Annotated in this window: 15 protein-coding genes and 1 pseudogene; 7 read left to right on the plus strand and 9 right to left on the minus strand. The window is 70.2% G+C overall.

Annotated elements, in window-relative coordinates:
* Nucleotides 1–14 precede the first annotated feature (14 nt).
* The gene (locus ACMATS_RS27660; protein ID WP_414169448.1) at nt 15–1,160 is read right to left on the minus strand and encodes an acyltransferase family protein; all 1,146 of its coding nucleotides are present in this window, start codon (nt 1,158–1,160) and stop codon (nt 15–17) included.
* A gap of 328 nt (nt 1,161–1,488) precedes the next feature.
* Between ACMATS_RS27660 and ACMATS_RS27665 the strand changes: the two genes are divergently transcribed.
* Nucleotides 1,489–2,454: a GNAT family N-acetyltransferase gene (locus ACMATS_RS27665; RefSeq protein ID WP_414169449.1), complete on the plus strand. Its 966-nt coding sequence runs from the start codon at nt 1,489–1,491 to the stop codon at nt 2,452–2,454.
* A gap of 3 nt (nt 2,455–2,457) precedes the next feature.
* Here the strand turns inward: ACMATS_RS27665 and ACMATS_RS27670 are convergent, their stop codons facing one another.
* The 3 genes and pseudogenes from ACMATS_RS27670 to ACMATS_RS27680 all read right to left on the minus strand — a co-directional run bounded on the left by ACMATS_RS27670 (nt 2,458) and on the right by ACMATS_RS27680 (nt 4,856).
* A complete protein-coding gene (locus ACMATS_RS27670) occupies nt 2,458–3,186 on the minus strand; it encodes a DUF4097 family beta strand repeat-containing protein (RefSeq protein WP_391156084.1) in 729 nt (242 codons plus the stop codon).
* A gap of 53 nt (nt 3,187–3,239) precedes the next feature.
* Nucleotides 3,240–4,091: a lipase family protein gene (locus ACMATS_RS27675; protein ID WP_227725159.1), complete on the minus strand. Its 852-nt coding sequence runs from the start codon at nt 4,089–4,091 to the stop codon at nt 3,240–3,242.
* Between the two features lie 114 nt (nt 4,092–4,205).
* A pseudogene (locus ACMATS_RS27680) lies at nt 4,206–4,856 on the minus strand (cysteine hydrolase family protein).
* Nucleotides 4,857–4,920: 64 nt separating this feature from the next.
* Between ACMATS_RS27680 and ACMATS_RS27685 the strand changes: the two are divergent.
* A complete protein-coding gene (locus ACMATS_RS27685) occupies nt 4,921–5,433 on the plus strand; it encodes a PadR family transcriptional regulator (RefSeq protein ID WP_171080636.1) in 513 nt (170 codons plus the stop codon).
* A 10-nt stretch (nt 5,434–5,443) separates the two neighbouring features.
* Here the strand turns inward: ACMATS_RS27685 and ACMATS_RS27690 are convergent, their stop codons facing one another.
* On the minus strand, nt 5,444–6,259 hold the full coding sequence (locus ACMATS_RS27690) for a class I SAM-dependent methyltransferase (protein WP_414169450.1): 816 nt from the start codon (nt 6,257–6,259) through the stop codon (nt 5,444–5,446).
* Between the two features lie 58 nt (nt 6,260–6,317).
* Here ACMATS_RS27690 and ACMATS_RS27695 point away from each other — a divergent pair, with 58 nt between their 5' ends.
* From ACMATS_RS27695 to ACMATS_RS27715, 5 genes are all read left to right on the plus strand, one after another.
* Entirely contained in the window at nt 6,318–7,046 is a 729-nt protein-coding gene (locus ACMATS_RS27695; protein WP_414169451.1) for a GntR family transcriptional regulator, read from the plus strand.
* An 86-nt stretch (nt 7,047–7,132) separates the two neighbouring features.
* The gene (locus ACMATS_RS27700) at nt 7,133–7,354 is read left to right on the plus strand and encodes a hypothetical protein (protein ID WP_414169452.1); all 222 of its coding nucleotides are present in this window, start codon (nt 7,133–7,135) and stop codon (nt 7,352–7,354) included.
* A gap of 139 nt (nt 7,355–7,493) precedes the next feature.
* A complete protein-coding gene (locus tag ACMATS_RS27705) occupies nt 7,494–8,021 on the plus strand; it encodes a sulfatase-like hydrolase/transferase (protein WP_414169453.1) in 528 nt (175 codons plus the stop codon).
* Nucleotides 8,022–8,032: 11 nt separating this feature from the next.
* The gene (locus ACMATS_RS27710) at nt 8,033–8,473 is read left to right on the plus strand and encodes an NUDIX hydrolase (protein WP_390777703.1); all 441 of its coding nucleotides are present in this window, start codon (nt 8,033–8,035) and stop codon (nt 8,471–8,473) included.
* Nucleotides 8,474–9,137: 664 nt separating this feature from the next.
* Nucleotides 9,138–9,638 (plus strand): N-acetylmuramoyl-L-alanine amidase, encoded by a 501-nt coding sequence (locus ACMATS_RS27715; protein ID WP_171080626.1) that lies wholly within the window; start codon nt 9,138–9,140, stop codon nt 9,636–9,638.
* Here the strand turns inward: ACMATS_RS27715 and ACMATS_RS27720 are convergent, their stop codons facing one another.
* The 4 genes from ACMATS_RS27720 to ACMATS_RS27735 all read right to left on the minus strand — a co-directional run bounded on the left by ACMATS_RS27720 (nt 9,639) and on the right by ACMATS_RS27735 (nt 14,570).
* Entirely contained in the window at nt 9,639–10,493 is an 855-nt protein-coding gene (locus ACMATS_RS27720; protein WP_414169454.1) for a geranyl diphosphate 2-C-methyltransferase, read from the minus strand.
* A 27-nt stretch (nt 10,494–10,520) separates the two neighbouring features.
* Nucleotides 10,521–11,681: a family 2 encapsulin nanocompartment cargo protein terpene cyclase gene (locus ACMATS_RS27725; RefSeq protein ID WP_391152952.1), complete on the minus strand. Its 1,161-nt coding sequence runs from the start codon at nt 11,679–11,681 to the stop codon at nt 10,521–10,523.
* Nucleotides 11,682–11,709: 28 nt separating this feature from the next.
* The gene (locus tag ACMATS_RS27730; RefSeq protein WP_390777700.1) at nt 11,710–13,122 is read right to left on the minus strand and encodes a family 2B encapsulin nanocompartment shell protein; all 1,413 of its coding nucleotides are present in this window, start codon (nt 13,120–13,122) and stop codon (nt 11,710–11,712) included.
* A gap of 332 nt (nt 13,123–13,454) precedes the next feature.
* Complete coding sequence (locus ACMATS_RS27735; protein WP_414169455.1) at nt 13,455–14,570, minus strand: hypothetical protein; 1,116 nt, start codon at nt 14,568–14,570, stop codon at nt 13,455–13,457.
* Between the last annotated feature and the right edge of the window lie 11 nt (nt 14,571–14,581).

Here is a 14,581-nt window from a genome sequence, read left to right on the forward strand (position 1 = left end):
TCGGCCCCCGGCACTCATCCCACGGCCGGCTTCGGCTTCCGCCGCTTCCCGGTGAGCAGCTTCACGCCCGGCTTCTCCACGTACTCGTGGAGCACGACCGCTCCCGCCAGGGCAATGGCCATGACCAGCCCCGCCTGCACGGTCATGCTGAGGGCCATGTGGTGCTGCTTGAGGAAGTAGTTGGTGCTGTAGATGACCATCTCGTGCACGAGATAGAAGGCAAAGGAGACCTCACCCAGATACACGAGCACCCGGTGCCGGAAGGGCGACTCCTCCCCGCGTGCATCGGCCCGCGCGGCCGCCGCGATGGTGAGCGTGTACGGGATCACCGTGGCCGCGCCCCAGCGGTACTCGTAGGGCAGCAGGTGCACCACGGCGAAGACCGCCGTCACGGACAGGGCGACGCTCACCGCCACGCCCGGGCCGCGCCAGGCGCCGCTCTTCACCAGCAGGGCGAGGGCGATGCCGACGGCGAACTCGGGCAGCCGCACGGCGGGCAGCATGTAGAGGAAGTACTTCGGGTCCCAGCCGGTGGCGTGCGCGATGTCGTTCATGAACGCCGGATAGGCCACCACGAACAGGTTCCCCAGGGCGACTACGGCCCACAGCCCGCGGACCGACAGGCGCCGGATGGGCCGCACCAGGAAGGGGAACGTGAAGTAGAAGAGGAACTCGCAGCTCAGCGACCACGAGACGCCGTTGAAGCCGAACCACCAGTCGGACCGGTTGGGGACCCACGCCTGGGTCAGGGTCAGATTGCCCAGTGCGATGGCGGGGTTCAGCTTCTGCCCCATCCACAGCAGCATCAGCGCCGCGACGCCGAAGGTCACCGCGTGGCTGGGATAGATCCGGGCGAAGCGGCGCCGCCAGAAGCCGGTCACCGTGTCGTTCGGCCGCGCCGACCAGGCGAGGACGAAGCCCGAGAGGACGAAGAAGAAGGAGACCGCCGAGGGCCCGGCGAAGGTGACGTCCCTCAGCCTGCCGAGGTGCTTGGGGGTGCCCACGGACTGGTCGTAGGCGAAGTGGTAGCAGAAGATCAGCAGTGCCGCGAACCACCGCAGCCCGGTGAGCGAGTCCAGCCGCGTCTGCCGGCCGGGGGCGCTGCCGGCGGGCGACTCGGGGGCCTCGGGGGCGGCGGTGGGCCGGGCTATGAGGCTCACTGCGGAACGTCCGTCGTCCACCGGCTCCCCGGAAGTGTCGTGGGCCGTGGCGGGAACAGCCCTGTAACCCGCGCCGCGCGCGGATGTATGGCAGGCATGTGTCTTCCTTCGGGGAGCCGCGGGAGGTCTGCTGTGCCGGGCGTGGCTGCTGCGGTCAACCTTTGCCGACGATGACCTTTTCTATCAGCTGCAGCGGTTTTACCGACCCTTGAAGAAGACGCGGGATGCGTGAGGATCGCAACACCGAGAGTGGCGGCTGGGGCACACCGAGGGCGCATGGCCCGAAAATCTCTTCGACGCACCCACCCCCCTTATGTACCGTTTTTCCATGGATGTCACGCTCCAGCCCCTCACCACGGCAGACGCCCCGGCTCTCGCGGTGCTGCGCGAAGAAGTCGAACACACCGACAGGACCGGCATGCACGCCGACGAGGCCGACGTCCTGGACGAACTCACCGACCCCAAGCTTGACTTGGCGAAGAACGCGGTGGGCGTGTGGCAGGCCGGACGCCTGGCGGCGTACGCGATGGTGTACGAGCCGGACCACGTCCGGGAGATCGCCCGCTTCGCCGGCGCGTCCGCCGTCCACCCCGCCTGGCGCCGCCGGGGGATCGGCGCGCAGCTGACCGACTGGATGCGCACCCGGGCCCGGGCGATGCGGGACGAGCGCCACGCGCGCGTACCGGGAGAACTGCTGATCGACGGGGTGGACACGAACGAGGGCCTGGCGGTGCTGGCCGCCCGCGCCGGGTTCGCGCCCTGCCGCCACTGGTTCGGCATGGCGCACGACCTGCGGGACGGCCGCCGCCGCACCGTGCCCGTACCGACCGGGCTGCGCCTGGTGCCCTTCGACGAGACCTACGACGAAGCGACCCGCACCGCGCACAACGAGGCCTTCCGCGACCACTGGAACCACACCGGGATGGACCGCACCGACTGGGACACCTGGATCACGGGCGCCCGCTCGTTCCGCCCCGGGCTCTCCGCCCTCCTGCTCGACGCGGAGGGGCAGGTGGCGGCGTACCTCCTCGCCGACGAGTACGTGGCCGACGGAGCGGCCACCGGACGCCGCTCCTGCACCATCGGCCACCTGGGCACCCGCCCGGCCCACCGCGGCCGCGGCGCGGCGCACACCCTGCTGGCACACACCCTGACCGAGGCCGCGCGCCACGGCTACGCCAGGGCGGAGCTCGTCGTCGACACCGCCAACCCGACCGGGGCGCTGGGGCTCTACGAACGGACGGGCTTCGCGGTGGAGCGGACGTACGTGACGTACGCGCGTGCGCTGGACTGAGCCTCAGGAGCGCTTGAGGGTGATGGCGCCGCTGCCGGTGGTCAGGTCGAGCCGGTGCTTGCCGGCCGGGTCGTTGGAGAGGGCGATGTCCTGGCCGCCGCTGCCGGTCCTGGTGACGATCTGGTACGACCCGTCGGGCACGGCGACCGTGACGGCGCCGCTGCCGGTCTCCGCCCGGACGTCCTGGGGCGAGGACACGGCGAGGTCGACGGCCCCGCTGGAGGTCTCGGCCTTCACGGGCCCGCCCGTGAGCCCGTGACCGGTGATCGCGCCACTGCCGGACCGCATCTCGACGGAACCGTTGATGTCGTCCAGGTCGATGGCACCGGAGGCGGTCGCCACGTGCACCGCGCCCGTCCTGGAGAGCTTCACCGCACCGCTGGAGGTCTCACCGGTCACGGGTATGCCCGCCGGCAGGTCGACCGTGTAGGCCACCGAACAGTCGTTGCCGCAGCCGCCGAGCACCAGGACACCGTTCTCGACGCGATGCGTGGCCGCGTCCGGGCGGTCCCCGCCGTACTCGACGTAGCGGTGCAGGCTCACGTCGGCGGCGCCGTGGACGCCGTGCAGGGTGACTGCGCCGGACCCGCTGTCCAGCCGCACCGCGGTGATCTTCTGGGACAGGGTGGTGTCGTCCTCGAAGTTCTTCCTCAGCATCCCGCATGCGCCGAGTCCGCCGACGGCGATGCCGGTCGTCACGAGAGCGGTGAACAGACGAAGACGCGCGCGCATGGAAATTCCCCCGGGTCGAGCCTCCTTCCTTGTACGGAGGCAATCCGGAAATCCTAGGCGCCGGGCCCGCCTTGGACGAGGAGCCTCTCCAGCGCGGCGACGTACTTGGCGACGCCGTGATCGCGAAAGGCGTCTCCGGCACCGTCCCACATGTCTTTCGCGACATGCCCCAAGTGCTCCATGCGCTCCCCGAACCCCCCGAGCAGCCCCACCGATTCCCGCACCGCGCCCACGGCGTCGATGTGCCGCAGGGCCTGCGCATGCCAGTAGAGGGGCTCGGGCGGCAGGTGCGGTACGACGTCCTTGTCGTTGACGAACCGGTACATGCGCCCGGCGAACGCCTTGTCGTGCGCGTCGGCGAGCGCACGGTCGCAGGTCCGCGGCTGCCCGAAGGTGTAGATGCCGTCCGCGGTGAGATACGGCTCCTCGAAGTGCAGCCGGCACCCGGCCAGCATGGCGAGGGCCCCGCCGAGACTGTGCCCGGTCAGCCACACCGTCTGCTGCTTGTCGCGCAACTCGGCCAGGGCGCCCTGGACATCGGCGAATATGGAATGAAGCGCCTCCCCGAACCCGAAGTGCACATACCCCAACCCGCCCGGCCCCGGCCAGGGCACTCCCTCGACATCCGAGAGCCAGTCGCGCAGCTTCCGCGGCTCCGTCCCCCTGAACGCCGTGACGATCATCCGGTCGCCGGCCATGGTGAACGCCTGGGTGTCCTCCAGGGGAAAGGGCGGGGTGAACCGCGTGCAGTGATGCCGCACACGCTCGAACCCCCACGCGGCGGCCTGCCGCTCGATGTCGGCCTCGGCCTCGTAGGCGAGCCGGGAGGCCAGTGCCATCGCGTAGGCGAGACGTGGGCTGTACGCGGTGGCACTGTGATCGAAGACGGGCACGGGCGCGGACATGCGCGGCTCCTCGGGTGTCACCGTGGTCCCAACGTGAACGATCCGTCCGGCAGTCTGGGACGACGGCCGGACAACTGTCCAGGGAACAGCGGCCCGGGGCGGGCGGATCCGGCCTCAGGCGGTGAGCCGCTGCGCGATCTCGTCGGCGCTCAGCACGAGCGCGAACCCCTTCCGCAGTACGGCGAGTTCGGGCTCCTGGCGGGACTCGTCGTCGGTGGCGGTGACGTCGGATCCGAAGACGACGCGGTACTCGCGCTCGTAGGCCTGCCGGGCGGTGGTGCCGCAGCACTAGTTGGTGAGCGTCCCCGTGACGACGACCGTGTCCCGGCCGAGGTTGCGCAGGATCGTGTCGAGGGGCGTGTCGTAGAAGGCTCCGTAGGAGGGCTTGCGGATGAGGACTTCGTCGCTCCGCCGGCCCATCGGCTCCCAGACGCACGCGGGACCGGGCCGCCGCCACCCGGTGCCGGCGTGCGGGAGGTGCTGCAGCGCGTACGGCCGGTCGAGCCCGAGGTGGGTGTCGTCGAAGACGGTCCAGACGACCGGAACCGATAACGCCCGGCACTGCTCGACGAGCGTGCGCAGCCGGGGTGCCATCCGTGTCGCGGCCGGCACCCAGTACGGGCTCCAGCCCGGGCGGACGAACTCGTCCTGCATGTCGATGACCAGCAGCGCGGTCCGTTCGGGGCGGACGGTGAACGATGCCTGCCCATGCGCATAGACGGACCGGGCCTGCGCGGTCACCCACTCCTCGGTGTAGGTCGTCATGGCGCTCTCCCATACTTCGGCACTCGATTCGAGGTACCTCGAATCGATGTGGGACCATAACAGGATGCTGGAGCTTGCGATACTCGGTTTTCTGGCCGAAGGGCCGCTGCACGGTTACGAGTTGCGCCGACGGATCGCGCAACTGAGCGGCCATGCCCGCCCGGTCAGCGACGGCAGCCTCTACCCGGCGATCAACCGCCTGGCCAAGGCGGGCCTCCTGGACCGGAGAACCGAGCCGGGCGCCTCTGCTGCCCAGCGCAACAGCCTGGAGCTGACCGACGCGGGCCGCACGGAACTCCTCCGCCGCCTGCGGGAGCCGACCGATCACGACATCAGTGACGGCACCCGGTTCTTCACGATCCTGGCATTCCTCTCACAACTGCCCGATGCCACGGACCGGCACGCGGTGCTGCGCCGCCGGCTCGACTTCCTCGAGCGGCCGGCGAGTTTCTTCTACGACGGCGACCGCCCGGTCCGCGCGGAGGACACGGACGATCCGTACCGCCGCGGCATGCTAGTCGTCGCCCGCGCGAGCAGCGCGGCGGAGCGGGCCTGGCTGCGGGAGGTGTTGGGGTAGCCGGGTGGGGTTACGCGCGAGCGACAGCGAGCAAGTGGGATCCGGCGGCCAGCAGATCCGGGTACGGCTCGGCGGCCCGTGCGGCCGCCAACGCCGCGCGGAACATGGGCGATCCGATCAGCGAGGTCCCCGTGTGCTGTTCGGTCGCCTTCAGCAGGGCCCAGGTCGGCCCCTCGATGCCGTACACCGTCGCGTCCTCGAACCCGGCGCAGCGCAGCTCTTCGACGAGTCCGTCCGCGGTGTGGAAGTACGCCGCGGTGAAGCCCTTACGGCCGGGCTCGTGGCGGCCGTTGGTGAGGATGTCCTGCACGGCATCGTGCACGCGGTCGCGTTCCAGCCACGTGGTCGCGGTGTGCTCGAAGAGGGAGGCGTACCGGCTGATGGCGGCAGCGGCGACAGGGCTGCCGGGCCGTGCAACGCGCCGGGCCTCGGCCAGGGCCTGCAGCCGGTCGGCGCGGTCGAGCAGGTGGTAGAGCGGGCCGAGAAGCAGGACTGCGTCGTAGGAGTCGTCGGCTGCGGTGAGCTTGCGGGCATCGCCGAGTTCGGTGGTGCAGCCGGCATGCCGGGCCTGTTCGATGTGCCGTGTCACCGGGTCGACGAGGTGCACCCGGTAGCCGTCGTCCGTGAGCCACTGCGCGTGTGCCCCGGGCCCGCCGCCCACATCGAGGATGCGGGCCGGTGCCGGTGGGAGGTGGCGGCGGAGGAGTTCCTGCGTGCGGACCATCTCCAACACGCCGTCGGCCGTGGAGGTCAGGCGCGTGGCCTCGTCGAACGTCTCCGTGTAGAAGCCGATGATCTCGGGATCCACGGGGGGAGGGGTGGTCATGTGGGGGATGCTCTACCTTGACCGGTCAACCTGTCCAGAGGAACTGGAGTGTTGGGCCATGCCGATGTTGAAGTATGAGCAGATCGCGGACTCGCTGCGGCGGCGCATCACCGAAGGGGAGTTCGGCCCGGGTGATCTCCTGCCGTCGGGCAGGGACTTGTGCGAGCAGTGGGGCGTCTCGCGGGCAACGGTCAACAAAGCGTTCGACGTCCTGCGTGCTGACGGCGTGGTGGTGGCACGGCAGGGTCTGGGCTTTCGTGTCACGGAGACGCCGGTTGCCCGGTCGGCGGGCGGACGCAGGGCCGAACACACCCGGGTGTCCGGCGGGCGCCCCTTCCGTCGGCTGGGCACTCCGGTCAGGGAGGTCCCACCTGCGCACGTCGTTGAGGCGCTGGGCCTTCGGCCCGGTGAATTCGCTCTGCGCCGGGACCGCCTGATGCTGCTCGATGATGGCTCGCCGCTGTCTCTGGTGAGTGCCTGGTTCCCGCCGGACATCGCCAACCGTTGCCCGAAGCTGGCGCAGGCCGGACCGATCGCAGAGGGGACCACCCACTACGTCACTCGCGAGACTGGCCGTACCCCCGTTCAGGGCACCGATACAGCAACGGTCCGGCTTGCAACCGCTGCCGAGGCCGTGGAGCTCGGACGTGAATGCCCACTGGCCGTGGCCGTGGACCTGCATGTTGCCTACGACGGCGCTGGATTGGCGCTGGTGTGCGAGGAGGGGGTGACCCCGTCGGAGCTGTGGGAGCGGGGCGACAACTATCCCATGGGTGCGCCGAGTTGACGAATGGCTTGACTGGACCGGTTTACCGGTCCAGTGTGGTGATGTGGCGCAGGCCACATCACCACGCGTCATTGGAGGGCGTTCCTTTGATCTCCCATGCCACCCCGGTCAAACGGGACATGACTTACGACCGGCGTGCACAGCAGACGGCCGTCCCGATCGACATCCATCATCGGGATGGTACGGCCGAGCGAACGCTGTTGATCCTCACGCCGGACGAGATGGAGTCGCTGGCGATTCGGCTCGAGCAGGCGATTGACAAGCGCCATGCGGTTCCGGTGGAAAGCCGCTGCCGAGCCGCAGAGTGACGGGTCTGACGTCGGATTTGCGGCGCCGCGGCCGGTCGCCGGAATCCAACAGTAGGTAAGGCAACCGATTGAGGCGAGAGGGGTGGCCTGGGGGCGCCCCATCGCCCGTCCGCCCCCTCTCCCGCCCGCGTTCAAGACCGTGCCGCCCCAGACGTTCCTGTTCGACGCCCCCAGCCTCCTGGCCGGCCTCGGTCAGCACGGCTACCGCACCATCTGCGTCGGCGGGGTGACCTACTTCTCCCGCGAGACCCCGCTCGGCAGCGTGCTGCCCGCAATGTTCGACGAGGACCACTGGCGGCCCGAGTTCTGCTCGCCCGAGATCGACTCCACCCGCCACCAGGTGGACCAGGCACTCGACCTCGCTGACCGTCACCGCGGCCGGCCGCTGCTGCTGTTCGTCAACGTCTCCGCCACCCACGTCCCCCACGGCCACTACATCGGCCGGCCCGCCGACACCACCACATCCCAGCGGGCCGCGCTCGCCTACGCCGACGAGCACCTCGGCCGCCTGATCACCACCCTGACCGCCAACGACCGCTGGCTGGTCATCATGTGCGCCGACCACGGCGACGCCTACGGCGACGACGGCTACCACGGCCGGGGCATCGCCCACCCCGTCGTGATGAATGTTCCCTATGCCGCCACCGTGCTCCAAGGGCGCCGCTAGGCTCGCGAAGCATGAGCGATGAGGTTCACCGGCGAGGCCCGGCCCGCGACGCCGCCGTGGTGGTGGCCCGCGACGACCAGGGCCTCGTCGCCATCCTGACCGCCGACTTCCCCCGCCACGGCGGCGAATACCTGTTCCTGCCCGGCGGCCGCCGTGAGAACGGCGAGAGCCCCCAGCAGTGCGCACAGCGAGAACTCCAGGAAGAAGCCGGCATCACTGCCAAACGCTGGCAGCCCCTGGGCACGTACGCCATCACCCTGGAGTCCACCGCCCGCATCCACCTCTACCAGGCCCGCGACCTCACCCTCGGCCCACAGCAACTCACGCCCACCGAGGAAGACTTCAAGCTCTCCTGGTGGCCCATGGCCGACGCCATCACCGCCGCCGCCGAGGGCCGCTTCCTCCTCCCGGCCGGCCCCCTCGCCCTGCTGCTGGCCGAACGCGCCCGATAGCGCCCCACGAGCCCGCCCGGCCCGGGCCGTTGTCGTACCCCGCCGCCATCATGAAGCCCATGGGCGACACCCGCGGCCTTCCCAGCCACCTGCGACCGGCAGATCCCCGCCTGGGCCCCGACTGTCGGATCCGGCTGGGCGGCCCTGCTCGACCAACTCCACCGCGACCTGCTTGCCCTGGACCCCGACTACCGCATCGACTCCTTCGCCGTGAAGAGGTTCATGTGGTGCTGGCCAGGGAGTTGGCGCCGTACGCGCGCATCCACGTCATGCAGGCATGCCGCCCGCAAGGGGTCGGGCGTTGTGCTCGGCCGGGCGGTAGTCGGACCTCTCATCAGCGTCTCCAACGGCACCCTCGGGCTCGGTGACACCACCTCCCAGGTCGTCGGTTCGACAGAGGGAACAGTCATGCCGGGCCCGGAGGCCAGCGGCCCTCTTGCAGGACCGCGAAGAAGATAACGGCGGAGTTCGGCCCGGGTGATCTCCTGCCGTCGAGCAGGGACTTGTACGAGCACGGTCGGCGGGCGAGGAGGGGCCGGGTGGCCTGGGGGGGCGCCCCATCCCCCGTTCGCCCCGCTCACAGTGCGGTGACACCCGATCCGTGAGCCACTGAGCAAGGGGCAGGGTGATCGACATACGGATGTGACCGCGAACCGGAGGAGCCATGGCGCGCATGCCGGGCGCCGCTTGGCGCCCCGTTCGTAATCATTCGCAGGGAGGGGTTGTCGAGCATCGCGGGCTCGTCCTGCACGTGCAGTTGGGCGACAACTCGCCCTACGACTGGTTCAACATCGAGAAATCCCAGGCCTCGTCGGACTTCTGGGTCTCCAAGCACGGCGTGATCGAGCAGTTCGTGGAAACCGGCACCGACCGGGCCTGGGCTCAAGGCAAGGGGAATGCCTATTACGCCTCGGTGGAGACGGAGGGGTATCCGACGGAGCCGTTGACCGACGCGCAGGTCGAAGGCGTTGCGAAGGTGTACGCCTGGGGGCGCGAGACGTTCGGCTGGCCCCTCCAGGTGGTGGACTCCACCACTGAGAAGGGGTTCACCTATCACGGCGCGGGAGGCGTGGCCTGGTGCAATCACCCCGACTGCCCGGGGGCGCTGCGCAAAGCGCAGCGCCCCCGCATCATCGCCCTGGCCGGTGAGCTCACCGGGGGCTGATCAGATCCGGTCCGCCGCGATCAGCAGGTAGTGGAAGCTGCCCTCCTTGTACGCGGTCAGGAACGGGTCCTCCACGCCGGTGGCGAGCGAGGACTGCGCCCGCAGCTCCCAGTAGGGGATCGTCGCGGCCGTGAGGTCCACGACGTTCATCGGGACGAGGCCGTTGGCGGCCATGGCCTTGAAGTAGGCGCTGCGCGGGTGGATGTTGCACGTGTAGTGCTCGTCGATGCGGCTGACGGCCTTGGAACGGCCGCCGGTCACGTCGTTGTAGCAGCCCGTGATGACGACGTAGCGGCCACCGAACTGCAACTGGCGGGCGTGCTCGGCGAAGAGGGCGAACAGGTCCACGTACATCGTGGACTCGTTGTTCCAGATGCTGCGGAACGCGCCCGTCGGGAAGCCGGTGTCGAGCATGTTGCGGAAGTGGTAGCGGACGCTGTCGTCGACGCCGCGCTTGCGGGCCTGGTCGTTGGCGAAGTCGACCTGGGCCTGGGAGATGGAGACGCCGTCGACCTGGCAGCCGAAGCGGGCGTTGGCCATGATGCTGGTGCCGCCCCGGCCGCAGCCGGCGTCGAGGAGGCGGTCGGCCGGCTGTACGTCGCCGAGGTGGTCGAGGAGGACGTCGGCCTGGGCCGATTCCAGCCGGTGGAGTTCGGCGATGATGCGCTCGTCGCGGGTGTCATCCGGGCCCTCCAGGACGGAGGGGTCGTAGTCGCCGATGCCGTAGTGGTGGTGGTAGAGGCCGTCGACGTCGCCGAGGCGCAGGTTGACCGGGTCCTTCTCCTTGTTCCAGTAGTCGGCGACCGACTGCTGGTACGCGGTGCGCAGGACGGGGGCGGCGGGGGTGGTCGTCATGGTGGAGCTCCTTGCAGTATGCGGATGTCAGGAAGTCGAGGAGGAGGCGTAGCGGGGGCTCCCGCTGTGCCAGGCGCGGTTGCCGCCCAGCCAGGCCCACACTCCGGCGAGGAAGCGGCGCAGCTGGGGCGAGCCGGTGAGGGCCAGGGCCGCCGCCTCCGTCTCGAAGGTGCGCACCAGCTCGTCGTGGACGGCCGCGCTGCGCTCGACCGCCTCGCGCGGGGAGCACCGCTCCTCCGCGGCGATGACGGTCGGCAGGTTGAACTCCACGCTCTCCGAGCGGTGTTCCTTGGCCATCGAGTACAGGTCGTTGACGAGCGTGGCGGCCGTGGAGGCCATGGTCACGGCGCGGCGCACCCGCGGGTCGGCGTACTCGGCGTGGGGCAACGCGTAGCCGCCCACCGCGTCCGTCATCGCGATGCACGGGAGGAAACTGTTGATCTGGCGGTGTGCCAGGTACTCCCAGACCGCGGGCATCCGGCCCTGGGAGCGCCAGGAGCCCTCCTGGCCGTACCCCACGAACAGCACGGCCACCTCGTGGTGCAGCCGGGCCAGTTGGGACGGGTCGGCGTACCGGGACAGGTGCGCGAAGCCGGAGCGCAGGGCGACCCGCACCGGGTCGTCGTGCAGGGCCTGCTCCACCGCAGGGGAGTAACGGAGCGGAGGGTGGGCGGGGTCGACGGCCGCGTACGCGACCCCGAGCTGTGCGCCGAGCAGGGCCGGCGCGGAGCCCATCGTCTCGTCGTCGCAGTAGTAGTCGTCCGTGGCCCACTCGGCCAGCGCGCACTTGCCCGCCGCCAGCAGCCGGTCCGGCTCGTCGGTGTCGGGGTGGGCCAGCATCATCAGGCGCCCGAAGTCCGCCGCGCGGACGCGGTCGAGCCGGCCGGCGTACAGACCGATCTCCTCGGCCCAGGCCACCAGGCGGGCGTTGACCTCCTCGGCGAGTGCGGGGTCGTCGCGGAGCGCGGGCGGGCAGTACAGGTCGGGGACGCCTGCCGCGCCCTCGGTCTCCTTCTTCCCGGCCGCGATCCGGGCGGCCGAAGTGCCCAGCCCCGTCGGCCCGGTGGGCAGGGCGAAGTCCTTCCGGCGGACGCCGCCCTGCTGCGGCGGTCCGGCGAGCAGCGTGGCCACGAGCCGCGCCACGTCGTGACGGGCCGCGGGGGCGGTCATGCGGGTCAGCAGCGACACGGAGTTCTCTCCTCCGGAACTAGCGGAACTAGGACGGCGAGCCGAAGACTTCGACGTTCTCCAGGACGCCGAGTGCATCGGGCACGAGAACGGCCGCCGAGTAGTAGGTGCTGACCAGGTAGGAGATGATCGCCTGCTCGTTGATGCCCATGAACCGGACGTTCAGGCCCGGCTCGTACTCGTCGGGTATACCGGTCTGGCGCAGGCCGACCACGCCCTGTCCCTCCTCGCCCAGCCGCATGGCGAGGATCGAGGACGTGCCCGCCTCCGAGACGGGGATCTTGCCGCACGGGAGGATGGGCACGCCCCGCCAGGCCGGCACCTGGTGGCCGCCGACCTCGGCGGTGTCGAACGCCAGCCCCCGCTTGTTGCACTCGCGGCCGAAGGCGGCGACGGCCTTCGGGTGGGCGAAGAACGCCTTCGTCCCGCGCCGCATGCTGAGCAGCTCGTCCATGTCGTCCGGGGTGGGCGGTCCGGAGTGGGTGGAGATGCGCTGGCTGTAGTCGGCGTTGTGCAGCAGCCCGAACTCGGGATTGTTGACGAGCTCGGACTCCTGGCGCTCGCGCAGCGCCTCGATGGTCAGGCGGAGCTGCTGCTCGATCTGGTCCATCGGGTCGTTGTAGAGGTCCGCGACCCGGCTGTGGACGCGCAGGATCGTCTGCGCAACGCTCAGCTCGTACTCGCGCGGCCGGAGTTCGTAGTCGACGAACGTGCCCGGCAGCACCGGCTCACCGCGGTGACCGGAGGCGAGGTCGATGGCCGCCTCGCCCTTCCGGTTCTGCGGCCGGTTCCTTTCGGCCTGGCGCCGCAGGACGTGGTCCCGCAGCCCCGCGTGGCGGGCGGCGATCTCCTGGTACGCGGCCCGGGTCAGCGTGAGCACCGTGCACGCGGTCATCGCGCGCGCCGTGAACCCCCACGTGCCCGGCGCCTCGGCCACCGCCTCCGCGCCGAAGAACCCGCCGTCGGCCAGCACGCCGCGCCGGGCCGCCTCGCCGTACTGTCCGGCGAGGAGCTTCTCGACCTTGCCGTGCGCGATCAGGTGGACGCGGTCGACGGGACGGCCCTGCTCGACGATCACCTCGCCGGGCCCGTACTCCCGCTGCTCGCACCGCCAGGCCAGCTCCTGCAGGGTGCCGGCGTCGTCGAACCCGCGCAGCAACGGCAGTTCGCCCAGCTCGGCGGGAACGACCTTGACGGAGGCCCCGTCCTGGACGAACGACACCCGCCCGTCCCCGACCTCGTACACCAGCCGCCGGTTGACCCGGTACGTACCGCCCTTGACCTCCACCCAGGGCAGCATCCGCAGCAGCCACCGCGAGCTGAGGCCCTGCATCTGCGGAACGGTCTTGGTGGTGGTCGCCAGGTTCCGCGCGGCGTCGATCCCCAGGCTGAGCTGGGCCCGGCCTGCCGTGTGCTGCTCCGGCTGCTCCGGCTGCGACATCCCCGGTTTCCTTCCATCTGGGCGCATGCATCAAGAAGGAGCCCCCGGAACGGGCCGGTCCGGCCCGGAGGGAGCTCCGCCGCGCAAGTGAAGCAGCGTCAGATGATGTTGGTCGAGGTGGCTGGATGGGGACCGATGCATTCGCGTCAAGGCGCGGGCGCCGACTTGGGCGTTGATCGCGTCCGCTATGCGGCGATAGCCTGCGTTTTGGGTGGGCGGAGGCGTGCGGTGCGACGGTCTGGGCGCCGACCGGTTCATGATCGAGGTGGCCGATAATGTGCGTCGACGTGACGTGCTCCCCGGCCTTCGAGCCGGGGAGCACACGTCGACCGTCAGTGGTGGTGCCGGCTCAGCACGACCGCGAGCGTCACCAGCACCACCAGCAGGGTGACTGCGAACGCGATCTTCCAGGGGCTGTAGGGGCGGTCACCGGTGATCTCGCCCGTCTCGGCGTTCACCATGACCTCCCACTGCTTGCCGTTGTAGACGTACGACGCGAACCACACCGGCAGCAGCAGCAACTTGTATGTCACCGACCCGTAGTTGGTGTTGACCGTGTGCACCCGCTGCCGGTCGCCGCCGATGTCCTTCTCGACGTCCTTCTTGATGACCTTGGCCATCTTCTCCTGGGCGGACTGGAAACCCGCCTCCGGCTCGACGTCGTACCGCAGGGTCCGGAATCCCGCCAGATACGCCTCCTGGTACGGCACTGCCTGGTTCAGCGACCAGGGCTCCAGCGCCTCCAGCCGGCCGGCCGGGACCTCCCCGGCGCCGGGGACGAGGACGTCGTCGAAGAACCGCTGGACCGTGCCCTGGACCGAGTACCAGCGGACCCTGGTCTCCTTGTTCTCGCCGCTCCCGACGGTGTACTCCTCGCCGCGCTCGCCGCTGTACGAGGAGGCGGTCGCGGCGTCGTACGTCCAGTGCGGCACGTACGTCCCGCGCAGGGACTCCGCCGAGTTCACCTTCTTCAGGCTGTTCGGCGCGAACCAGCGGGAGCGGGCCCACTTGCGCAGGTTGTCGTGCACGTCCTGCTTGTCCACATGGAACGGGACCAGGCCCTCGGGCACGATCCGGTCGGCAGCGGCCGAGGCGACCATGGGGGTGGCGCAGAACCGGCAGCGCCCGGAGAGGGCGTCGGTCTCGTTGGACGCACCACAGCCGGGGCACCGCAGAACCTGCCCGCGGGCCGCCCGGGGCGTGACCGGCAGGGTCGCGAGTTCCTCCCAGGCGTGCTTCCGCACCTCGCGGTTGACGGGGGCGATGGGCTGCTCGAAGCGGCAGTGGGGGCAGCGGAGGGAGTGGGTGCCGGGGGCGTATTCGGCGGTGGAGCCGCAGGAGGGGCAGGCGTAGGACTGCTGGGGGGCGGCGGGTCCCGGCTGGGGCGGCTGCTGGTAGGGGTTATAAGGCTGAGAAGGCTGATAAGGCTGCTGTGGCTGGTAGTTCATGAGGTCACAGG

Source organism: Streptoverticillium reticulum, from assembly GCF_047456005.1.
GTDB lineage: Bacteria > Actinomycetota > Actinomycetes > Streptomycetales > Streptomycetaceae > Streptomyces > Streptomyces reticulum.